This window comes from Ramlibacter sp. GCM10027632, assembly GCF_042675325.1.
Lineage (GTDB): Bacteria > Pseudomonadota > Gammaproteobacteria > Burkholderiales > Burkholderiaceae_C > Ramlibacter.
Map to the genome: position 1 here is coordinate 205284 of NZ_JBHTGW010000001.1, position 21440 is coordinate 226723.

At 70.4% G+C, this 21440-nt stretch carries 17 protein-coding genes; 7 read left to right on the forward strand and 10 right to left on the reverse strand.

The features are described 5' to 3' along the window. Positions 1–9: 9 nt before the first annotated feature. Positions 10–618, reverse strand: coding sequence for an ATP-dependent Clp endopeptidase proteolytic subunit ClpP (gene clpP, locus ACFQZY_RS00990; RefSeq protein ID WP_377411551.1), 609 nt, complete (start codon positions 616–618; stop codon positions 10–12). A gap of 123 nt (positions 619–741) precedes the next feature. Then, entirely contained in the window at positions 742–2055 is a 1314-nt protein-coding gene (gene tig / locus ACFQZY_RS00995; RefSeq protein WP_377411553.1) for a trigger factor, read from the reverse strand. A gap of 303 nt (positions 2056–2358) precedes the next feature. Between tig and ACFQZY_RS01000 the strand changes: the two genes are divergently transcribed. From ACFQZY_RS01000 to ACFQZY_RS01025, 6 genes are all read left to right on the forward strand, one after another. Continuing rightward, positions 2359–2826: a DUF2846 domain-containing protein gene (locus tag ACFQZY_RS01000; protein WP_377411555.1), complete on the forward strand. Its 468-nt coding sequence runs from the start codon at positions 2359–2361 to the stop codon at positions 2824–2826. Between the two features lie 160 nt (positions 2827–2986). Then, entirely contained in the window at positions 2987–3232 is a 246-nt protein-coding gene (locus ACFQZY_RS01005) for a hypothetical protein (protein ID WP_377411557.1), read from the forward strand. Next, positions 3223–4164 carry an alpha/beta fold hydrolase gene (locus ACFQZY_RS01010; RefSeq protein WP_377411559.1) on the forward strand — a complete coding sequence of 314 codons (942 nt, stop codon included), beginning with the start codon at positions 3223–3225 and terminating at the stop codon, positions 4162–4164. Before ACFQZY_RS01005 ends, ACFQZY_RS01010 begins: the two co-directional genes overlap by 10 nt. An 84-nt stretch (positions 4165–4248) precedes the next feature. Continuing rightward, positions 4249–7122, forward strand: a complete 2874-nt coding sequence (locus ACFQZY_RS01015; protein WP_377411561.1) for a response regulator — start codon at positions 4249–4251, stop codon at positions 7120–7122. A gap of 130 nt (positions 7123–7252) precedes the next feature. Beyond that, the gene (locus ACFQZY_RS01020) at positions 7253–8068 is read left to right on the forward strand and encodes a substrate-binding periplasmic protein (RefSeq protein ID WP_377411563.1); all 816 of its coding nucleotides are present in this window, start codon (positions 7253–7255) and stop codon (positions 8066–8068) included. A gap of 1 nt (position 8069) precedes the next feature. Further along, positions 8070–9620 (forward strand): GGDEF domain-containing protein, encoded by a 1551-nt coding sequence (locus ACFQZY_RS01025; protein ID WP_377411565.1) that lies wholly within the window; start codon positions 8070–8072, stop codon positions 9618–9620. A gap of 52 nt (positions 9621–9672) precedes the next feature. Here the strand turns inward: ACFQZY_RS01025 and ACFQZY_RS01030 are convergent, their stop codons facing one another. Continuing rightward, the gene (locus tag ACFQZY_RS01030) at positions 9673–10647 is read right to left on the reverse strand and encodes an SMP-30/gluconolactonase/LRE family protein (RefSeq protein WP_377411567.1); all 975 of its coding nucleotides are present in this window, start codon (positions 10645–10647) and stop codon (positions 9673–9675) included. Between the two features lie 407 nt (positions 10648–11054). Here ACFQZY_RS01030 and ACFQZY_RS01035 point away from each other — a divergent pair, with 407 nt between their 5' ends. Beyond that, entirely contained in the window at positions 11055–12098 is a 1044-nt protein-coding gene (locus ACFQZY_RS01035; RefSeq protein ID WP_377411569.1) for an amidohydrolase family protein, read from the forward strand. A 22-nt stretch (positions 12099–12120) separates the two neighbouring features. Here ACFQZY_RS01035 and ACFQZY_RS01040 read toward each other — a convergent pair whose 3' ends face one another. The 7 genes from ACFQZY_RS01040 to ACFQZY_RS01070 form a co-directional block, all read right to left on the reverse strand. After that, positions 12121–13587, reverse strand: coding sequence for an aldehyde dehydrogenase family protein (locus tag ACFQZY_RS01040; protein WP_377411571.1), 1467 nt, complete (start codon positions 13585–13587; stop codon positions 12121–12123). 23 nt (positions 13588–13610) lie between these two features. After that, positions 13611–15242, reverse strand: a complete 1632-nt coding sequence (locus ACFQZY_RS01045; RefSeq protein WP_377411572.1) for a GMC family oxidoreductase — start codon at positions 15240–15242, stop codon at positions 13611–13613. A gap of 72 nt (positions 15243–15314) precedes the next feature. Then, complete coding sequence (locus tag ACFQZY_RS01050) at positions 15315–16310, reverse strand: Bug family tripartite tricarboxylate transporter substrate binding protein (protein WP_377411574.1); 996 nt, start codon at positions 16308–16310, stop codon at positions 15315–15317. A gap of 151 nt (positions 16311–16461) precedes the next feature. Then, complete coding sequence (locus ACFQZY_RS01055) at positions 16462–17721, reverse strand: ABC transporter substrate-binding protein (protein ID WP_377411576.1); 1260 nt, start codon at positions 17719–17721, stop codon at positions 16462–16464. A 70-nt stretch (positions 17722–17791) separates the two neighbouring features. Continuing rightward, positions 17792–18502, reverse strand: a complete 711-nt coding sequence (locus ACFQZY_RS01060) for an ABC transporter ATP-binding protein (RefSeq protein WP_377411578.1) — start codon at positions 18500–18502, stop codon at positions 17792–17794. Then, positions 18489–20291: an ATP-binding cassette domain-containing protein gene (locus tag ACFQZY_RS01065; protein WP_377411580.1), complete on the reverse strand. Its 1803-nt coding sequence runs from the start codon at positions 20289–20291 to the stop codon at positions 18489–18491. Before ACFQZY_RS01065 ends, ACFQZY_RS01060 begins: the two co-directional genes overlap by 14 nt. After that, positions 20284–21240 (reverse strand): branched-chain amino acid ABC transporter permease, encoded by a 957-nt coding sequence (locus ACFQZY_RS01070; RefSeq protein WP_377411582.1) that lies wholly within the window; start codon positions 21238–21240, stop codon positions 20284–20286. Before ACFQZY_RS01070 ends, ACFQZY_RS01065 begins: the two co-directional genes overlap by 8 nt. Positions 21241–21440: the final 200 nt, after the last annotated feature.

Below are 21440 nucleotides of genomic sequence, written 5' to 3' on the forward strand. Positions count from 1 at the left end.
GCTGCGGCGTCAGGGACGCTTGTCGATCACCTGGTCGACCAGGCCGTAGTCCTTGGCCTCCGCGGCCTCCAGGAAGTAGTCGCGCTCGGTGTCACGCTCGATCTTCTCCAGGGGCTGGCCCGTGCGCTCGGCCAGGATCTTGTTCAACTGCGCGCGGGTCTTGAGGATGTCGCGGGCGTGGATCTCGATGTCCGTGGCCTGGCCCTGGGTGCCGCCCAGGGGCTGGTGGATCATGATCTTGGAGTTGGGCAGCGCGAAGCGCTTGCCCTTCTCGCCGGCGGCCAGGAGGAAGGCGCCCATGCTGGCGGCCATCCCCATGCACAGGGTGGACACCTGCGGCTTGATGAAGTTCATCGTGTCGTAGATGGCCATGCCGGCCGACACGCTGCCGCCGGGGCTGTTGATGTAGAACGAGATGTCCTTGTCGGGATTCTCGGACTCCAGGAACAGCAGCTGCGCCACCACCAGGTTGGCGGTCTGGTCATTGACCGGGCCGACCAGGAAGACCACGCGTTCGCGCAGCAGGCGGGAGTAGATGTCGTAGGACCGCTCGCCGCGGCCGGACTGCTCGATGACGATCGGCACCATGCCGAGGGCCTGGGTATCAAGTGCGCTCATGTAGTTGTGACTCCGTTGCGTGGCCCTTACTGTAGCCAAAAACGACATGGGGTCCGGCCGCCCCGGAACAAGGACGGACGAACCCCATGGCCATGGCGGGCCGCCCGGGCCCGCCGAGGGGCATCAGCCCTGCTGGCCCATCAGCTCGTCGAACGAGACGGACTTGTCGTTGACCTTGGCCTTGGACATCACGAATTCGGTGACGTTGTTCTCGATCACGATGGCCTCGACCTCGGCCAGGCGGCGGTTGTCGCTGAAGTACCAGCGCACCACGTCGGCGGGCTTCTCGTAGGAGGCTGCCAGTTCGTCCACGTGGGCCTTGATCTGGTCGGGGGTGGCGGCCAGGTTGTTGGCCTTGACCAGCTCGGCGACCACCAGACCCAGGCGCACGCGGCGCTCGGCCTGGGCCTGGAACAGCTCGGCGGGGATCGGGGCCTTGTCGGCGTCCTTGATGCCGCGCTGCTTCAGGTCGGCGCGGGCGCCTTCGACCATGCGGTCGACTTCGGCGGCGACGCTGGACTTGGGCAGGTCGAGTTCGGCCTTGGCCACCAGGGCGTCCATGGCGGCGGACTTGTTGCGGGCCAGCAGGCGGAACTTGACCTCGCGCTCGAGGTTCTTCTTGATGTCGGCGCGCAGGGCGTCGACGGTGCCGGCCTCGATGCCCAGGGACTTGACCAGCTGCTCGTTCACTTCGGGCAGGTGGGCGGCCTCGATCTTGTTCACGGTGACCAGGAAGTCGGCCTGCTTGCCGGCGACGTCCTTGCCGTGGTAGTCGGCCGGGAAGGACAGCGGGAAGGTCTTGCTCTCGCCGGACTTCATGCCGCGCACGGCGTCCTCGAACTCCTTGAGCATCTGGCCTTCGCCGACCAGGAACTGGAAGCCGTCGGCCTTGCCGCCGGCGAAGGGCTCGCCGTCGATCTTGCCTTCGAAGTCGACGGTGACGCGGTCGCCGTCCTGGGCGGCGTCGGCCTGGGCGCGCTGGGCGAAGGTGCGGCGCTGCTTGCGCAGGATGTCGATGGTGCGGTCGATGGCGGCGTCGTCCACGGCGGCGGTCAGGCGCTCGACTTCGGCTTCGGCCAGGTCACCGATCTTGACTTCGGGGAACACCTCGAACACGGCGTCGAAGGCCAGCTCGCCCTCGGGCGCGCCTTCCTTCTCGGTGATGCGGGGCTGGCCGGCCACGCGCAGCTTGGCTTCGTTGGCGGCCTGGGCGAAGGCCTCGCCCACCTTGTCGTTCATGACCTCGTACTGCACCGAGTAGCCATAGCGCTGGGCCACGACCGACATCGGCACCTTGCCCGGGCGGAAGCCGTCCATCTTGACGGTGCGCGCCAGGCGCTTGAGGCGGGTATCGACCTCGGCTTGGATCGCGCCGACGGGCAGCGTCAGCGTGATCTTGCGTTCGAGCTTCTCGAGGGTTTCAACGGTCACGGCCATGGTGTATCTCTCTGGTCAGTTCAAGTGTTCTGGCGGGTGCGCACGGGGGTGCCAGGCCTGCGCCCGCCCACCCACGGTAACCCGCCATTGTAGCCCGCCGACCCGGCCATTCCAGCCGCAGGGGCCGGCCCCGGGGCGCCGGGCTTCGCCCTCGCCCGCCCGGGCGAGACGACCCGACCGCAGGGCCACCTTCGGGTGCCTCCGATCCGCTCCGGCCGCGAACCCGGGCGGACCCGATGGCGGGCGATCCTAGACTGCCCCGGCCGCCGAGCCGGCGGCTCACCCTCACCGGATCACAGCCCCATGAACAAGACCGCGCCCTTCCTGGCCCTTTCCGCAGCCCTCCTGATGACCGGCTGCGCCTCCGTGAACCTGGCCCCCAAGGAGGAAGCCACCCGGGCCAAGGCCTTCGACGCCCCTGCCGCCGGCCAGGCGGGCGTCTACGTGTACCGGAACAGCGCGGTGGGCCGGGCGCTCAAGAAGGACATCCACATCGACGGCAAGTGCCTCGGCGAGAGCGCTCCGGACGTGTTCTTCTACACGCAGCTCCCGGGCGGCAAGCGCTACCGGTTCGAAACCGAGTCCGAGTTCTCGCCCAACGCCCTGGAGGTGATGCTGGACGCCGGGAAGAACTACTTCATCCGCCAGTTCATCAAGCTGGGGGTCTTCGTCGGTGGCGCGGACCTGGAGCAGGTGTCCGAGGAACAGGGTCGCCTGGACGTGGCCAAGCTCGAGATGGCCCAGCCGGGCACCTGCGACGGCAAGCCCTGACCGGCTGACCGCCCTCCCCCCCGAGCCGAAGGCAGCGTGGGGCGCGATGGTGATCCCGCCGCCTTCGTCCACCCGCCCACGCAAGGCAAATGCTCAAAATGAACAGGAATTCACCTAAGGCAAGGCAACGCGAGGGAATTAGCCTTGGGGGGCTTATTCCATGCAAGAACGGATCAGTCCCCCCCTGGGCGCGTACCACGTGCACGCCTTCTCCACCCGCTCCGACCCGCAGGGGTGGCTGGCCTGCGGCCAGACCTGGGTCACCGGGGCGGACGGTCAACCCCTGCTCCTGGCGGAGGTGAACTCCGGCCCCCACGACAGCGAGTCGGTCGCCGTGGACCGGGCCTACGAGCGCGCCTACGCCGACACACTCCGCCTCCTCCTTCGCGAGTTCGTATGCCTTTGAGTCCGATCCAGGCCCAGCTCCAGCAACGCCACAACCTGCGGTTTTCCGGCGAGGGTGCCGACACGCTGCTCTTCGTCCATGGCCTGGGATGCGACCAGGCGATGTGGCGCTTCGTCGCGCCGCATTTCGAGGCCCGCGCCCGCGTGATCCGGATGGACCTCATGGGCTTTGGCGCGTCCCTCCACTCCGACTGGAGCGAGCAGCGGTACGCCGACCTGGACGGCCATGCCCGGGACATCGCAGCCGTGGCCGAAGCGTTCGGCAACGGCCGCTGCATCGTGGTCGGCCATTCCGTGAGCACGATGATCGGCCTGCTGGCGGACGCCCATGCGCCGCAGGCCATCGCCGCGCACGCCATGGTCGCGCCCTCCCCTTGCTACCTCAACGACGGTGACTATCGCGGCGGTTTCGACCGGGCGGTACTCGACCAGACCCTGGGCCTCATGGAGACGGACGTCGAGGCCTGGACGCAGGCCATGATGCCCCTGCTGCTGGCGCCGGACGCCAACGACCCGATGGCCCAGGAACTGACCTCGGCCTTCTGCCGTGCCCGGCCCGAGGCGCTGGTCAAGCTGGCCCGCGCCACCTTCCTGGGTGACCTGCGGGGGCAGCTGCCGGGACTGGCCAAGCCGGTCCTGCTCCTGCAGTGCGACCAGGACATGGTCGCTCCCCGCGCCGTCGGCGACTTCATGGCTTCGGCCCTCCCCGACTGCACGCTGGCGGTGATCCGCAATCCGGGCCACTGCCCGCACCTGACCACACCCCAGGCCTGCATCGATGCGATCGGCAAGTTCCTGGACCTGCTGGCGGGCCGGGAGGCCCCCGGCGTTTCGCGCAATGCCCCGGGCCGCGAGGCAGGTCCCCCCGGCCTGCTGGGGCGCCTGGTCTCCAGCTTCAAATCGCGAGCCACCCAGGCTGCCACCGGCCGCTGATGGCCTGATGTGACGCGGGCCCAGCCCACTCGCTCTGGATGGAAGCGGCCTGGCGCCGCGGCACGGGCCTGCGCGCTGGCGGTCGTGGCGGCGCTGGCCTTCGCGGGCGTCGGCTGGCGGGCGGGCATCCCCGGCCCGGACATCCTGGTGGCCGCCGGGCTCCTGGCCTGCTTGCCCCTGTCCTGGGCCGCCGGTTGGCTCATGGGACGGCGCGCGCAATCCCGCCTGCGGGACCCGGAGATGGTCCGCGACCTGCGCCGGCTCGCCACCGTCGTCGAGCACACCTCCAATGCCGTGATCGGCCTGGACCTCGGGCTGAAGGTCCTGTGGGTGAACGAGGGTTTCACCCGCACCACGGGGTGGGAGCCCGACGAGTGCGTGGGCCGGCCGATCGGCGCGGTCTTCTCGCATCCGGACGGCGACCCGTCGGCACGGGCCGCCTTGCGCCAGGCGGCGGCACGCGGCGAGAGCTGCCGGGTGGAGATGATCAACCGCCGCAAGGATGGCAGCGCCGTCTGGATGAATGTCGAAATCCAGCCGACCCGGGATGAGGCCGGGCGGATCAACGGCTGGATCGAGATCGCGCTGGACATCAGCCACCGCAAGCGGGTGGAGGACATGCTGCACAAGCGTGAACACCTGATGCGGGTGATCACCGACAACATCCCGGCCCGCGTCTCCTACTGGGATGCCGACCTGCGCTGCCGGTTCGTCAACCAGACCTTCTGCGACTGGTTCGGCCTGCGGCGGGAAACCCTGCTCGAGCAGCCGATGTCGGCCGAGGTGTTCGGCGCCGACCTCTGGCACAGCATGGAGCCGCTGGTCCAGCGCGTGCTGGGCGGTGAGCCCCAGCTGTTCGAGCATGAGGACCGCAGCGCCGCCGGCGTGTCCGCCACCTGGCTGGTCCATTACCTGCCGGACCAAGACCCCGTCACGGGCCAGGCGCGTGGGGTGTTCGCGCTGGCGCTGGACATCACCGAGCTGAAGACGGCCCGCGACGGCGCGCTCCAGGCCAGCCAGGCCAAGAGCCAGTTCCTCTCGAACATGACGCACGAACTGCGCACGCCCATGAACGCGGTGATCGGCATGCTGGCGCTGCTGGAGGGAACGCCCCTGGATGCCCGGCAGGCGGACTACGCCCGCAAGGCGCATGGCGCTGCCTGCGCGCTGCTGGACCTGCTCAACGACATCCTGGACCTGTCGAAGGTGGAGGCGGGCAAGATGGCCTTGCACCCTCGCCCGTTCGGCTTCGACGACCTGCTGCGCGAGCTGTCCACCATCCTGTCGGTGCAGGTGGGGACCAAGCCGGTGGAGGTGGTGTACGACGTGGACGCCGGCCTGCCCGCCCGCCTCGTGGGCGACGACGTCCGGCTGCGGCAGATCCTCATCAACCTGTGCGGCAACGCCATCAAGTTCACCGAGCGCGGCGAGGTGGTCGTCACGGTCAGGCGGGTCCACGAGCAGGAGGGCCGGGCCCGCATTCGGCTGTCGGTCGAGGATTCCGGCATCGGCATGAACGAGGAGGAACTCGCCCGGCTGTTCCAGGAGTTCACGCAGGCCAATGGCGGCACGACCCGGCGCTTTGGCGGCACCGGGCTGGGCCTGAGCATCTGCCAGCGCCTGGCCGGCCTGATGGACACCCGGATCGAGGTGAGCAGCCGGCCGGGGCACGGCAGCTGCTTCTCGATGGAAGTCGAGCTGCCGGTGGAAACGCCTGCGGCGGACCTGCCCGCGGCGCTCCAGCGAGCCCTGGTCATCGATGACAACCCGCGGACCCGCGCCGCCCTCGCGGTGCAATTGCGCCAGCTGGGCTACCTGGCCGATGTGGCCGCTTCGTTCGAACAGGGGATGGCGCTTTGCGTTTCAGAGGACGCGGGCTATTCGGCCGCCCTGGTGGACTGGGGCCTGCCGGGGCTGGCTGGCCGGGAGGGCCTGAGCGCCTTGCGCAGCCTGCCGGGCGCGAAGGCCGCCAACCTGCTGGCCCTGGCCACGGCGGTCGAACGCGAAGCGGTCGATGCCGGCCAGGCCGGCGCCGACGACCTGCTGGCTGGCTGCGTGACCAAGCCGGTGACGGCATCGATGCTTCGCGACGGATTGGCCGCAGGCGATCGCGCCGCCCGTGCTGCGCCCCGGCCGGTGCCGCGCAAGCCGCAGCGGCTGGCCGGCCTCTCGCTGCTGGTGGCGGAAGACAACCTGCTGAACCAGCAGGTCGCGCGCGAGCTGCTGCAGCGCGAGGGCGCGCAGGTGACGATCGCCCCCAACGGCCTGGAAGCGGTGGCGGCCCTGCGCGACCAACCGCTGGCCTTCGACCTGGTCCTGATGGACCTGCAGATGCCGGTCATGGACGGTTTCACGGCGACGGCGCAGATCCGAGGCATGCCGGGGCTCGGCTCGATGCCGGTCATCGCCATGACGGCCAACGCGATGGACAGCGACCGCCAGGCTTGCCTGGAGGGCGGCATGAACGGGCATGTGGGCAAGCCCTTCGCGATCGACAACCTGGTCCAGGTGGTGCTGCAGCAGGTGGGCCTGGCCCTCCCCAGGGCCGGGGCGCCACGGCGTGCCGTGGATCCTGCAGACGCACTGGATGCAGCCGGGCGCGAAGCGCCGCCGGCCTGGGATCGTCAACGCGCGCTCGAGAACCTCGGGGGGGACGCCGAGCTGCTGGAAAGCGTGCTGGACCTTTTCCGCCTCAGCCTGGCCGAGACCCTGCAGCGATTGCCGGGGCTGCTGGACACGTCCTCACGCGAAGACGCCGTGCGCTGCCTGCATACGCTCAAAGGACACGCGGGAACGATCGCCGCGCAGCGTCTTGCCGAGGCCGCACAGGCTGCCGAGGCCCTGCTGCAACGCCCCTCGGCCGACGCCCGGGCACTGCAGGCGTGCTTGCAGGCGGTGGAGGCTGCCGCCAGGCTCACGCAGGCCGCGTTGCCGGCAGCGGCCAAGGTCGCGGCGTAGGCGCCCGGCCGTGGGGCATTGCGGATGCTTCGCTCCGCGAGCCGGACGGATGCCCCCTCCCATCCAGATGAGCCCAGTGCGCTGAGGGGCTTGCCTGCGAACTGCGGATGCGGTTGACGGATGGATGAGAATGAAAACCCTTTCGCATTACAGTCACGGAATGCTCGCGAAATTCATCGCCGGGATCGCTCTCGGCGCACTGGGGCTCAACGCTGCGAATGCGCAGGTCCTGCCGGAGATCGAGAAGACGCGCACGCTCAAGGTGTGCATCTGGCCGGACTACTTCGGCGTCACCCACCGGAATCCCCGCAACAACGCCCTCCAGGGCATCGACATCGACCTCTCGCGAGCCCTGGCCCGGGACCTGGGCGCCGAGGTGACCTATGTCGAGACGGACTTCTCGCGCTTGCTGGACGACGTCCAGGCGCGCCGCTGCCACATCGCCATGATGGCCGTCGGCGTCACGCCGCAGCGGCAGGAGCGAGTCGACTTTTCCCTCCCGTATCTCCGAAGCGACCTGTATGCGGTCGCGAGCCGCGGCAACGCCCAGGTCCGTCGCTGGGAGGACATCGATCGTCCCGGCCGGGTCGTCGTGGTCCAGAAGGGCACGTTCATGGAGCCGGTGATGCAGGGTCTCCTGAAGCACGCCCGGCTCGAATCGGTCCTGCGCCCCAACGAGCGGGAGCGGGAAGTCGAGTCCGGCCGCGCCGATGTGTTCATCACCGACTACCCGTACAGCCGCCGCGTGCTGGCCAGCTTCGAATGGGCCTCGGTGATTGCGCCGACCCGACCCGTCAGGCTGACGGATTACGCCTACGCAGTCCCCAAGGGCGAGGCGGCCTGGCTGGCCCGGGTCAATGCCTTCGTCATGCAGGTGCGCCAGGATGGACGCCTCGCCGATGCGGCGCGACGCCACGACCTGCTTCCGATCATCGTGAAGGACTGATTTGGCGTTGCCGACTTCCAGGGTGCGCGCGTCCACCTTCTGGCAGTTCGTGGCCGCCTGGGTCTCGACCCAGCTCCTGATCTGGATTGCCTTCGCGATCGCCCACGACGCCATCGTGAGCAACATGGAGCTGGACCTCCAGTACCGCCTGGAGACCGATTCGTTCGTCCTGGAGGATCATGCCTCGCGATCCCTCGACGGGGTGGTCTCGTCGCTCGAGGCGCTGGCGGCGCTGACCACCCGCGCGGAAGCCGTCGACCCGCGCAAGTTCTCGGCCAAGCTGCGGGAGCTGCGGTTCGACGACGTCATCATCCGCAGCGTCTCCCTTGCCGATCCCCAGGGCCGGATCATCGCGAGCTCCAATCTCGGCAACGTGGGGCACCCGATATCCGCCGCCGTGGCAAAGGGGATCGGCCCCCCGGCCCACCCGCCACGCCCGGGTGTCCGGTTCGGTGGTTCGATCGCCCAACGGGACCTGCCGGCCCCCGAGCCGCGGAACGAAACCGGCCACTCGATCTGGCTGGCCTGGATCGACGTCAAGAGTCCCGACCTGCCGGGGCATCGCTGGGTTGCCGCGATCAACTCGGGCTTCTTCGTGAACTTCTGGACGGCTGCGACCAAGGGGATTGGCGTCCAGGTGGCGCTGTTCGATTACAGCGGCCAGCAACTCATCTCCATGGGGCCGGGCCCCAAGGCCTCCGAGGCGTTGTCCAGGAATCTCCGGGAAGCGTTGTTGACGCGTGACAACGGTGACCTGGCGCTGGACGGGTCGAGCGAGGCCTGGCACATCCGGTACCGGGCCAGCTCGCGCCACCCCTTCGCCTTCGTGATCGCCGCGGACCGCGCCCGCCAGGCCGGGCTGGCGTTCAAGCGGACATCGGTCCTGCGGTGGTCGGCCATCGGTGGCACGGTGCTGGCCACGATCGCCATCGCCTTCGCCTTCAACGCCTCATCACGCTACCGGCGCGCCGTCTCGCTGAGCCACCGGCTCCTGCAGGTCGCTCACACCGATCCCCTCACGGGGTTGGGCAACCGGCGCGCATTCGATGAATCCCTCCAGGCGGCGCTGCAGCGAGCGGGGGCGCTGGGCGCCCCGTTGGCGCTGATGATCCTGGACCTGGACCGGTTCAAATCCATCAATGACCGGTTCGGCCACCCGGCCGGCGATGCCGTGCTGCGGGAAGTCGCCGGTCGCTGGAAGGCGCTCCTGCGATCCGACGACTTCATTGCCCGCGTCGGCGGGGAGGAGTTTTTTGCGGTCCTCCCGGACACCGGGTTCAACCAGGCGCAGGCGGTTGCGAGGAAGCTGCTGGAGGCGACCCGGGAGGAGCCCGTCCCCCTGCCCGGCACCGGCACCGCCTTGCCTGTCACGGTCAGCATGGGCATCGTGGGCCTGGAGGTCTGTCCCGCGCAGGTGGACGTCGAATCCCTCATCAGGGCGGCGGACGCCGCGCTGTATCGCGCCAAGGAGCGTGGCCGGGACCAATTCGTCGCGGTCGAGTGGCCCCCTGCGGGCGCCGATGCCAACGGCCCTGGCGGGAGCCCGGTGTGAACCGTCCGCCGGGTGCGCGATGGCCTGGTGGGCCGCGGGGCCGACGAGGAAGTCAGTAGTTCCAGTGCGGCGGGACCGCGCCGGCGATGGGGGAGCGAAAGCTCGCCAGGCGGTCGCCGGCCAGGTTGCCCAGGTACACCGTGCGCAGGTCGGGGCCGCCGAAGGCCACGCTGCTCACGTTGCGCAGCGAGCGGGAGCCGCCCGAGTCGATGTCGCCGCGTGACAGGCTGCCCCGGGCGTAGGCGGCCTCGGCCGCCGCGACCTGCTGCGCATCGGAATCGTCCAGCACCACCTGGACGCGCCCGTCCGGGCCGATGCGCAGCACGCGGTTGGACACCACGCAGGCGACCCAGACCCCGCCCTCCGCGTCGAAGGCAAGCCCGTCGGGGAAGTCGCCGTCGGTGAACTGGTGCACCACCTCGCGCGGGCCGAGCTTCCAGCCGGCGCCCTCGCCCAGGATGGCAAAGCGCGAGAGCTTGCGGCCGTAGGTCTCGTTCACGTACACCCAGCGGCCGCCCGGGTCGACGCGGCATTCGTTGGTGAACTCGATGCCGTCAGCCACGATGCGCGCGCCGCGCGCGTCCGAGACGGCGATGAAGCCGTCGGCGACCTGCGCCTTGAAGGCCAGCTCGCGCGGGACCTGGCGCGTGCTCATCGAGACCCAGGTGCGGCCCTGCGCATCGATCGAGACGAAGTTGGTGCTGGTCAGCGGCACGCCCTCGACCTCCATCAGCAGCGGCCGCATCTGCCCCTGCCGGTCCAGCCGCCAGACCCCGCCGCCGCAGGTGGTGCCCAGGTTGGCCACCAGGAACTCGCGCGCGGGCGTCAGCGCGATGCCGTTGGGCAGGAAGCCCTCGGGCATCCCGAGGGGCCGCGCGGGCACCGTGTCCACCGCGCGCACCGCGCAGTCGTGGTCGGAGACGAAGAGCTCGCCGCGCGCGGTCGCGATCACGCTCTCGGCCCGCTTCAGGCCCTGGCCCACGTGGCTGAGGCTGGACAGGTCGATCAGGGGGTCAGTGGTCTTCACAGTCGGGGATCCGCGGGGTGTTGTCGGCAAGGAGGGGACACGTCGCGTCGGCCGGGCCGCCGGCCGTGATGCGCTTGGCGGCTTTCCTGAGGGGGATCCCGCCGGCGCCGGGCCTCTGCGCCGATCGGGAGGACGCATCCGAAGGGGCGGGGTCGTTCATCGCGCGGGACCGGGGACGGCCGTGCCATGCATTTGTTTCGATTTCTAGAAACTCTCTTCGAAACTTGAGATGCATTTTCGCCTTCACGGGTCGCGGCGCATCAGGCATTTCCCTGAGCCTCTCAGGGGAGACTCGACCTAGAATTTTTCTTTTTACCGGAAACTAATTCACATTTTCGAATTGCGGCAAGTCTTGCCAGGCTTCCGCTTCCACTGCCGGATCGACCCTTCCCTTCCGAGGAATCGCCTTGACCCCACCCGACGCCCCGGCCGTGCCGCACCTCGTCGTCCGCCCGCAGTGGCTGGCCCTGCGCGAGGAGGAGGCGCTCGAGCCCGGGCTGCCCATCATCGACGCCCACCACCACCTCTGGGACCACGAAGGCGCGCGCTACTTCCTCGAGGACCTGCTGGCCGACACGGGCGCCGGGCATGACATTCGCGCCACCGTCGCGGTGGAGTGCAAGGCCCTGTACCGGACGGACGGCCCGGTGGCGCTGCGGCCGCTGGGCGAGACCGAGTTCCTGGTCGACGCCGCCGCGCGCAGCGCCGGGGATGGCCGCTGCCAGGTGGCGGCGGCCATCGTGGGCCATGCCGACCTGTGCCTGGGCGCGGCGGTCCGGCCGGTGCTGGAGGCCCAGGTCCGCGCGGGCGCAGGACGGCTGCGGGGCATCCGCTACAGCGCCGTCTGGCACCCCGACCCGGCCGCGCGCGGCTCGCTCGCGCGGCCCGCGCCCTACGTCATGGCCGACCCGGCCTTCCGTGCCGGCTTCGCCGAGCTCGCGCCCCTGGGCCTGTCCTTCGACGCCTGGGTCTACCACACGCAATTGCCCGAGCTCGCCAGCCTGGCGCGCCAGTTCCCGGGCACGACGCTGGTCCTGAACCATGTGGGCGGCGTGCTCGGCATCGGCCCCTACGCCGGCCACCGCGAGGCCGTGCGGCGGGAATGGACCGCCAGCCTGCGCGAGCTGGCCGACTGCTCCAACGTCTGCGTCAAGCTCGGCGGCCTGGGCATGCGGCTGTTCGGGTTCGATTTCGCCGACCGCGCGCTGCCCCCCGGCTCGCAGGAGCTCGCGCAGGCCTGGCGGCCCTACATCGAGACCTGCATCGAGCTGTTCGGCCCGCAGCGCTGCATGTTCGAAAGCAACTTCCCGGTGGACAAGGGCTGCTGCAGCTACGTCGTCCTGTGGAACGCCTTCAAGCGCATCACGGCCGGCGCGAGCGCGGCCGACAAGCAGGCCCTCTACAGCGGCACCGCGGCACGCGTCTACCGGCTCGCGCCCCCGGACGCCTGAGCCGGCCGGGCCCGCGCCGGGCTCACAGGCCCGGCAGCGAGACCGTCACGACCTTCTCGTCCATCATGTCGCGGATGGCGTAGCGCGGCCCCTCCTTGCCGTGGCCGCTGTCCTTCAGCCCGCCGTACGGCATGCCATCGACCCGCGCGCTGGAGGTTTCGTTGATGTAGACCGAGCCCACCTTCAGCGCGCGCGCGGCATGGAAGGCGCGGTCGATGCGCTGCGTGAAGATGCCGCTGGCCAGGCCGAAGCGCGTGCCATTGATGTCCTCGATGGCCTGCTCAAGGGTGTCGAATGCCAGCACGCAGACCACCGGGGCGAAGATCTCCTCGTCGAGGACCTTCATGCCCGGCCGGACACCCGCCAGCACGGTCGGCGCCATCACCGCGCCCGAGCAGGTGCCCCCCGCATGCACGCGGGCCCCGCCGGCCACGGCTTCCTCGACCCAGCCCATGGCGCGTGCCGCGCTGGCCGGGGTGATCAGCGGCCCCACCACGGTCGCCTCATGGCGCGGGTCGCCCGCCGGCAGGGCGCGCGCCGCGGCCGCCAGCCGCTCGCGCACCGCCTCGGCGAGGGAGCGCTCCACATAGAGGCGCTGCACCGAGGTGCAGACCTGGCCGGCCTTGCGGAAGGACGCGCGCACGATCTTCGGCAGGGCCAGGTCCAGGTCGGCATCGGCGCAGACCAGGGTGCAGGCGATGCTGCCCAGCTCCAGCTGGGTGCGGCGCAGCCCCGCGCCCGCCTGGATCGCTTCGCCGACGCGCGTGCTGCCGGTGAAGGTGTAGAAGTCGATGTCCGGGCACTCGAGCAGCCACTGGCCGACCTGCGCATCGCCGTGCACCAGCGACAGCAGGCCCGGCGGCAGGCCGGCCGCCAGGAAGGTGTCGCACAGCAGGCTGGCCGACAGCGGGGTGAAGCCCGAGGGCTTGAAGACCACCGCATTGCCCGCGGCCAGCGCGGGCCCGAGCTTGTGCAGCACGGCATTGAGCGGCGAGTTGAAGGGCGTGATCGCGCAGACCACGCCCACGGGCGTGCGCAGCGTGAAGCCCAGGCGGTGCTGCTGGCCGGGGTTGCCGTCCAGCGGTACCACCTCGCCGCCGATGCGCTTGGCCTCCTCGGCACACAGCTGCAGGGTGTCCAGCGCGCGGTCGATCTCGCCGGCGGCGTCGGCCCGGGGAAAGCCGGCCTCGGTGACGATCAGGTCCGTCCAGGCCTGGCGCTGCAGGCCGAGCAGCTCGGCCACCCGGCCCAGGATGCGCGCACGCTCGTAGGGCGGCGGCGACAGGCGCACACTGGCGCGCGCGACACGGCCGGCCAGCATGACCTGCTCGCGGGTGGCCTGCGCCACTTCGGCGACCGGCGCCTGCGTGTAGCGGTCGCGAACGGGCAGGCCGGGGCCGCCAGCCAGGCGGCGGCCGTCGATCAGGATGCCCGTGTCGGGAATCCCCAGGGGCAGCAGTTCGGCGGGGGTGGGCAGGGTCACGGTCATGGGCGGCGGGGATCGGGTGGGAGTCAGGCCTGCGGCTGCGCGGCGCGCAACGGCGGGCGGCCGAGGATCATGTCGGCGGCCTTCTCGGCCACCATCAGCGTGGCGGCCAGGGTGTTGGCCGACGGGACCTGCGGCATGACCGAGGCATCGACCACGCGCAGCCGCTCGGTGCCGTGCACGCGCAGCTGCGCATCGACGACCGCCATCGGGTCGGCGGCCGGCCCCATGCGGCACGAACCCACCAGGTGGTAGGCGGTGGAGCCGCGGCGCCGCGCGAAGTCCAGGAGCTCGTCGTCGCTGCGCACCTGGCTCCCGGGCAGGGTCTCGTGCGAGAAATGAGGCGCGAACGCGGCGCTGGCCATCAGCGCGCGGGCGAGCTTGAGCGCCGCCAGGACCACGGCCTGGTCGCGCGCGTCGGCCAGGTAGTTGGGCTGGACCTCGGGCATCACCTGCGGGTCGGCCGAGCGCAGCCGCACATGGCCGGCGCTGTGCGGCCGCTGCTGGCGCACACCGCAGCTCATGCCGGGGAAGTCGTCGAGCACGTAGTTCCTGCCCTCCTTGTAGCTGGCGGGCGTGAACAGCACCTGGATGTCGGAGCGCGCGAGCGCCGGGTCGGATTTCCAGAACAGGTGCATCAGCGACGGGCTCAGGGCCAGGATGCTCGGGCGGCCCAGCAGGTACCGGCCGATCTCCAGGCCCAGGCGCCAGCCGCGCGAGCGCTCGTTGATCGTGGTCACGCCGCGCGCCTGCGCGGCCACGCGCACGGTGAAGTGGTCGCGCAGGTTCTCGCCGACGCCCGGCAGCGCGTGCACCACGGGGATCCCCAGCGCCTGCAGCGCCTGCGGCGCCCCCAGGCCGGACAGCTGCAGCAGACGGGGCGAGTTGAGGGTGCCGGCGCAGACGATGACCTCGCGCCGCGCCCGCACCTCGTGCGTGCGGCCCGCCTGCGTGTAGCGCACGCCCACCGCGCGCCGGCCCTCCATCAGGAGCCGGTCGGCCCGCGCGTCCACCCGCAGGTCGACGCCGCCGCGCCGCACGGCCGGGTGCAGGAAGGCGTGGGCGCAGCTGACCCGGCGGCCGCGGTGGATGTAGCGCTGGAAGTAGCCAACGCCGTCCTGGCTGGCGCCGTTGTAGTCGGGGTTGAAGGGGATGCCCCGGTCCAGCGCGGCCTGGATGAAGGCCTCGCACAGGGGGTGGCGCCAGTCGGGGCTGGTGATGGGCAGCGCACCGTCGCGCCCGCGGTAGCGGCTGTCGGCCGGCCCCAGGCGACGCTCCGAGCGCATGAAGTACGGCAGCACGTCGCAGTAGGCCCAGCCTTCGTTGCCGCCGGCGGCCCAGTCGTCGAAATCCTCGGGCTGGCCGCGGCTGTAGACGAGGCCGTTGAGGGAGCTGGAGCCGCCGACGACGCGGCCCTGCGGCAGGCGGATGGCACGGCCCGCCACGGCCGGCGCGGGCGCCGTCTCGAACGGCCACAGCAGGCGCTCGTCATAGAGCATCTTGACGAAGCCGCCCGGGATGCGGATGTAGGGACTGCGGTCGCGCCCGCCCGCCTCGAGGACGCAGGCCGTGACGCCGGGCTGGGCGGCCAGGCGGTTCGCCAGCAGGCAGCCGGCCGGGCCGGAGCCGACGATCACGTAGTCGAAGCTGTCCGCCATGGGGCTCGATGGATCCAGGAGGGGCGTTCACCGGACCGGGCGGCGCTCGATCGCGCGCCCGGGCGGCGGCGGTCAGTCGAGGGAGATCTTGGTCCGGCTCACCACGGAGCGCCAGGTGGCGACGTTGCGCTTCATCAGGTCGGCCATGTCGGCGGGGTTCAGGTAGGCCGGCTGCACGCCCGCTTCGCGCAGGCGGGACTGGGTGTCCGGATCGGCCAGCACCTTGCGCAGGTCCTCGCTGATCTTCGCGGCCAGGGCCGGCGGCAGCTTGGCCGGCCCGAGCAGGCCGTACCAGACGTCCGCGTCGAAGTCGATCCCGGTGGCCTCCTTGATGGTGGGCACGTCGGGCAGCTGCGGCTGTCGCGCGGCGGTGGTCACCGCCAGCGGTCGCAGCCTGCCGGCCTTGATGAAGGCGTCGAAGGCCGACTGCGCGCCGAAGGACAGCTGGACCTCGTCGGCCAGCAGCGCCTGCACCGAAGGGCCGGAACCCTTGTAGGGGATGTGCGCCATCGACAGGCCCACCTTGTGCGAGAACTCCTCGGTGGCCATGTGCGGCGCGGTGCCCGCGCCGGCGGTGCCGTAGTTCAGCTTGCCGGGGTTGGCCTTGGCGAAGGACACCAGCTCGCCCAGGGTGCGCGCGGGCATCTTCTCGTTGACGACCACGACCAGGGGCATGTGGCCGTAGCGGCCCAGGGGCGTGAAGTCCCTGAGCAGGTCCCAGGACAGGCCCTTGTAGGCGACCGTGTTGATCGTGTAGGAGTTCACCGCCAGGAGCAGCGTGTAGCCGTCGGGCGACGCCTTGGCGACGATGTCGGCGCCGATGTTGCCGGCCGCGCCGGGCTTGTTGTCGACGATGACCTGGTGGCCCCACAGCTGGGACAGCTTCTGCGCAACGATGCGCGCCGAGATGTCCGAGCCGCCGGGTGCGAAGCCGACGACCAGGCGCACCGGGCGCTCGGGGTAGCTGGCCTGGGCGCTGGCCGCCAGCGGCATGCCCAGCGTGAGCGCCAGGAGGCCGGCGACGCGCCGAAGCGTCGAGCGGCGGGCGGGAACGGCGGAAGTCGTCATCCTTGTCTCCTTCGTGTATTCGCTTTTTCGAAACGAATTACCTTTTATCGAATTGACTCTACCAGCGCCTTCCGGGTCGGTCGACCTCGGCAAGCCGCCTCCGGGACAGGAAAAGGGGGACGCAGGCCCCCCTTGGCGCTGCCCCGGCCGTTCAGCGCTTCGGCCACAGCGGCGGCATGACCGCCAGGGAGGCCGGGTAGACCGGCACCGGCACGCCGTCACGCCACTGCAGGATCACGGTCTCGGCGCCCTCGCGCACGCCACGCTCGTTGAACTTCAGGCGGCCGCCGGGGAAGTACTTGGCGGCGCCCTCGGTGGTGTTCATCGCACGGATGGCATCGGCCACCTTGACGCGGTCGGCGGACCGGGCCGACTCCATCGCGTCCTTGAGGATCCACATGTCCCCGTACGTGGAGATGCTGTCCTGGGTCATCCAGGGCTCGTTGAACTTCTGCTTGAAGTCGGCGACCAGCTTCTCGTGGCCCTTGCCGCCCCAGTTGGCGATGACGACCATCACGCCTTCGAGCAGGTCCTTGTTCATGATCTTGAGCAGCTCGGGCGCCCCGAGCGGCCCGCCGTTGGTCACCACCGGAATCACGCCCTTGCCGATGCGCATCTCGCTCATCTTCTCGAGCAGGAGCTTGGTGTCCGGCACGTTGGTGGTGAGCATGAAGGTGAAGTCGGGCCGCGTGTTGCGCAGCTTCTGCACCACGGAGGTCGCGTCGGCCAGCGGCGGGGTGTAGACCTCGTCGACCGCCACCTTGAGCTGCTCCTTGGCGAAACCGCCCTCGCGCATGCCCTTGGTGAAGCTCATCGGGGAGGCCGTGTTGTCCATCACCACGCCGACCGACTGCGGCTTCTTGCCGGTCGCCTCGGTGGCCAGCTTGAGGATGATGGGCAGCGCGTCACCGGCCTGCTGGTTGGCCGTGGGCGAGGTCTGGAAGACGTACTTGAAGCCGCGGCTGGTGATCTGGTCCGAGTACGACAGCGTGAGGAAGGGCAGGTTCGCGCGCTCGGTCACCTCGGTGGCCGCCAGGGTGAAGGAGCTGACGAAGGCGCCGGTGGCGCCCACCAGGTCGGGATGGTCGGCCAGCATGCGCTGCGCGGCGCTGCGCGCCTTTTCCACGCTGTCGCCCGCGTCGACCGTCACCAGGCGCATCCTGGCGCCACCGAGGGCCTTGATGCCACCGGCGGCGTTGATGTCGTCGATGGCCAGCTGCGCGCCCTTGACGTGCAGCTCGCCGTTGCGGGCCCAGGGCCCGGACAGCGGCACGACCACGGCCACCTTCACTTCGGCCGGGCGGGCCTGCGCCAGGGCGGCGCCTTGCGGCAGCGCCCAGCCCAGGGCCACGGCGGCCGTCGCCGCGGCCACCAGGCGCCGCTGGCGGCCCATCACGTCATTCGTTTTCATGCGTATGTCTCCTTTGGAATCGTCGTGGGGAAGAGGCCCGCCCGGCTGGGCCGGGCCCGGGGGAAAGGAACTACATGCCCAGGTAGGCCTTCTTGATCTCGGGGTTCTTCGACAGCGCCTCGTGGGTGCCCTCCAGGGCGACCCGGCCGGTTTCGAGCACGTAGCCGTAGTCGCAGGCCTCCAGGGCCTCGCCCACGCGCTGCTCCACCAGCAGCACCGTGACGCCGTTGTCGCGGTGGATCTGCTCGATGCGCTCGAAGATCGCATCGGCCACCGCCGGGGCCAGGCCCATCGACGGCTCGTCCAGCATCAGCAGCTTGGGCCGCGAGGCCAGGCCGCGGCCGATCGCCACCATCTGCTGCTCGCCCCCCGAGAGCGTGCCGGCCAGCTGCGCGGCGCGCTCCTTCAGGCGCGGGAAGAGCGCGTAGACCTGCTCCAGGGTCTGCCCGAACTGCTTGCGCGCCGCGGCGGACTGCGCGCCCATCTCGAGGTTCTCCAGCACGGTCAGGCCGCTGAACACCTGGCGCCCCTCGGGCACGTGCGCGATGCCCCGGAGGGCGCGCTCGGACGGCGAGCGCACGCGGGTCAGGTCCTCGCCGTCGAAGACGATGCGGCCGGCCTGCGCGGGAACGCTGCCGGAGATGGCCTTGAACAGCGTCGACTTGCCGGCACCGTTGGCGCCGACGATGGCGATCAGCGCGCCGGCCGGCACCTCGACGTGGACATCGACCAGGGCACGGACGTCGCCGTAGGAGACATGAAGCCCTTCAATCTGCAGCATGCTTCACCCATTTCTTGCCGAGGTAGGCCTCGATGACCGTGGGGTCGCTGGTCACGGAAGGCGGGTCGCCGACCTTGAGCACCTTCCCGTGGTCCAGCACGAGCAGGCGGTCGGCGAGGCGGACCATGGCGTGCATGGTGTGTTCGATGATCACCAGGGTCATGCCGGCAGCGCGCAGCCGCTCCAGGACGTGCAGGACCTGTTCCACCTCCGCGCCTCCCAGGCCCGCCAGGACTTCGTCGAGCAGCAGCAGCCGGGGCTGCGAGGCCAGGGCACGGGCCACTTCCATCAGGCGCAACTGGACTGCCGTGAGGTTGCCGGCCAGGCGGGAGGCGACCTGCGCCAGGCCGACCTGCTCGAGTGCGCGCAGCGCGGCATCGCGCGCCCGGTCGTCGTCGGCCTGGCTGGACAGGGCCCCCACCAGCACGTTGTCCAGCACCGTCAGGCGCGCGAACGGGCGGGCCACCTGGAAGGTGCGGCCGATCCCGAGGCGGCACACCTCGAAGGGCTGCAGCCCGGTGAGCTCGCGGCCTTCGAAGAACACCTGGCCGGCCGAGGGCGGCACGATGCCGTTGAGGAGGTTGAACAGGGTGGTCTTGCCCGCGCCGTTCGGGCCGATGATCCCGAGGATCTCGCCCTGGTGGACCTCGAAGCTCACCTGCGAGACGGCCTTCAGGCCGCCGTAGTTGCGGGACATGTCCACCACCCGCATGACGACCTCCTGCGGGCCGCGATCCGGCCGGCGCCCGGGCGCTGTCGCAGCCGCCGGGAACGGGAGGACGGTCGCCGCGGCGGGCTCGGCAGGCTCGGCGGGCCTGGGGGCGGCGCGGGCGCGCCGCTGCGCGACCCACGTGAGCACGCCCTGCGGGGCCACCAGGATCACCGCGATGATCGCCAGGCCATAGATGACCCCCTGGATGCCCGGCAGGTGCTCGCCGATGGTGCTGGTGAGGAACTCGCTCAGCGGGATGAGCGTGACGGCCCCGAGGATCGGCCCCGCCACCTGGCCCACGCCGCCGAACATGGTGAAGATCAGCGCCTGCGCGGAGACCAGCATGCCGAAGGTCGAGTGCGGCGTCACGATGATCAGCAGCACCGCGTACAGGGCGCCCGCCAGGCCGGCGATGCCGCCGGAGATGGCCAGCGCCCTCAGCTTCCAGCGGAACGGGTCGATGCCGCAGGCCTGGGCGGCGAGCTCGTTCTGCTTGATGGCCAGCAGGGACAGGCCGAAGCGCGAGCGCCCCAGCTTCAGGTTCCAGAGCACGGCACCCACGAGCATGGCGGTGGCCAGGAGGATGTAGATGCGCGGCTCGCCGAACTGCATGTAGGCCCAGCCGTTCTCCTTCTTCATCGGCAGGGCCAACTCCTGCAGGCCGAGGTACTCGAAGATGTAGAGCATCGACAGCGGGTAGGCCAGCATGGCCAGGCTGAAGTACACGCCGCGCAGGCGGAAGGTGGGAAAACCCACCAGCAGGCCCGCCAGCGCGCCGACGGCCGCGCCGGCGACGACCCCCACCCAGGGCGTGATGCCGGCGTACTCGAACAGGATGGCCACCGTGTAGGCGCCCAGGCCGAAGAAGGCCGCGTGGCCGAAGGACAGCAGCCCCGAGTAGCCGCTGAAGATGTTCCAGGCCACGCCGAGGGTCGCCCAGATCGGGATCAGGGTCATGACCAGCAGGATGTAGCTGTTGCGGGTGGCGCCCGTGAGGAGCAGGTAGGCCGCCGCCAGGCCGATGGTGAGGAGGAACTGGCGTGCCAGCCCCCGGGAGGACAGGGTGGTCTCAGGCACGGTCGGTGCTCCTTCCGAAGAGTCCCTCTGGGCGCAGCAGCAGCGTGAGCAGGAACACCAGGAAGATGGCGGTGCCTTGCAGCTGCAGCGGCAGGAACAGCGAGGACATCTGCTGGATGAACCCGATCAGGATGCCGCCCCAGAGCGCCCCCTTGACGCTGCCCATCCCGCCGAGCACCACGCCCGTGTACATGATCACGATGAACTCGTGGCCCACGTAGGGCTGGAAGGGATAGGACGAGGCGAGCAGGCCGCCCGCGATGCCGGTGACGGCGCCGCCCAGGGCGAATGCGGTGCGGTGGGCGCGGCTGACGTCTATGCCCATGTAGCTGGCCGCCACCGGGTTGTCGGCGGCGGCCCGCAGGGTCTTGCCCGTGCGCGAGCGCGTGATGAACAGGATGACCACGAGCACCATCGCGAGCGCGACGACGAGGCTCAGGCTGCGGGCCTTGTTGAAGAAGACCATCATCTCCGCACCCAGCGGCAGGCCCCAGGCGTCGCTGGACAGCGGGGTCTGGATGGTGTGCTGGGACGACCCGAACAGCAGCAGGCCGCCGTTGGCCATCACCAGGGAAATGCCCAGGGTCAGGATCAGCTGGGGATAGTGGCCCTCGCCCTCCGTGCCGCTGACGCGCGCGCCGGTCACGCGTGCGAGCAGGCCCGGGTGCAGGGCCGCCCCCAGCAGGTACAGAGCCACGCCGGCGAGCAGCGCGCTCACCACCAGCCCGCCCCAGGCGCCGAGCATCGCGCCCAGGCCCAGGGAGCCGAACGCGAACAGCGCCGCGTACATGCCCAGCATCATGAACTCGCCCTGGGCGAAGTTGATGACCCGCATGATGCTGAAGATCAGGCCGAGGCCCACGCACAGCAGGCCGTACACCCCGCCCATCAGGAGGCTGGTGACCAGGGCCTGCAGGATGTTCTCGACCAGGATCGCGGACGGACTCATCGGGCCCTCCTTCGCGCGATCGCGCCCGGCGCGTGCATGGGATGTCTCATTCTTCGTCTCTTCCCTCTAAATTCGTGAATTGGAAACGTGATCCTCTTTTCGGAAAAATACTCTAGCGGACGAATGTCCGTTTGCAAAGGGGAGAAGGCCTGAGGGCGCGGCGTCGGGCGGTGATGGCGAGCGCGCAGGGACGCGCCGCG

Bases quoted from the DNA above. Each gene is read 5' to 3' on its own strand.
- clpP (WP_377411551.1), bottom strand. From the start codon at position 618: ATGAGCGCACTTGATACCCAGGCCCTCGGCATGGTGCCGATCGTCATC.
- tig (WP_377411553.1), bottom strand. From the start codon at position 2,055: ATGGCCGTGACCGTTGAAACCCTCGAGAAGCTCGAACGCAAGATCACG.
- ACFQZY_RS01000 (WP_377411555.1), top strand. From the start codon at position 2,359: ATGAACAAGACCGCGCCCTTCCTGGCCCTTTCCGCAGCCCTCCTGATG.
- ACFQZY_RS01005 (WP_377411557.1), top strand. From the start codon at position 2,987: ATGCAAGAACGGATCAGTCCCCCCCTGGGCGCGTACCACGTGCACGCC.
- ACFQZY_RS01010 (WP_377411559.1), top strand. From the start codon at position 3,223: ATGCCTTTGAGTCCGATCCAGGCCCAGCTCCAGCAACGCCACAACCTG.
- ACFQZY_RS01020 (WP_377411563.1), top strand. From the start codon at position 7,253: ATGAAAACCCTTTCGCATTACAGTCACGGAATGCTCGCGAAATTCATC.
- ACFQZY_RS01040 (WP_377411571.1), bottom strand. From the start codon at position 13,587: ATGACCGTGACCCTGCCCACCCCCGCCGAACTGCTGCCCCTGGGGATT.
- ACFQZY_RS01045 (WP_377411572.1), bottom strand. From the start codon at position 15,242: ATGGCGGACAGCTTCGACTACGTGATCGTCGGCTCCGGCCCGGCCGGC.
- ACFQZY_RS01050 (WP_377411574.1), bottom strand. From the start codon at position 16,310: ATGACGACTTCCGCCGTTCCCGCCCGCCGCTCGACGCTTCGGCGCGTC.
- ACFQZY_RS01055 (WP_377411576.1), bottom strand. From the start codon at position 17,721: ATGAAAACGAATGACGTGATGGGCCGCCAGCGGCGCCTGGTGGCCGCG.
- ACFQZY_RS01060 (WP_377411578.1), bottom strand. From the start codon at position 18,502: ATGCTGCAGATTGAAGGGCTTCATGTCTCCTACGGCGACGTCCGTGCC.
- ACFQZY_RS01070 (WP_377411582.1), bottom strand. From the start codon at position 21,240: ATGAGTCCGTCCGCGATCCTGGTCGAGAACATCCTGCAGGCCCTGGTC.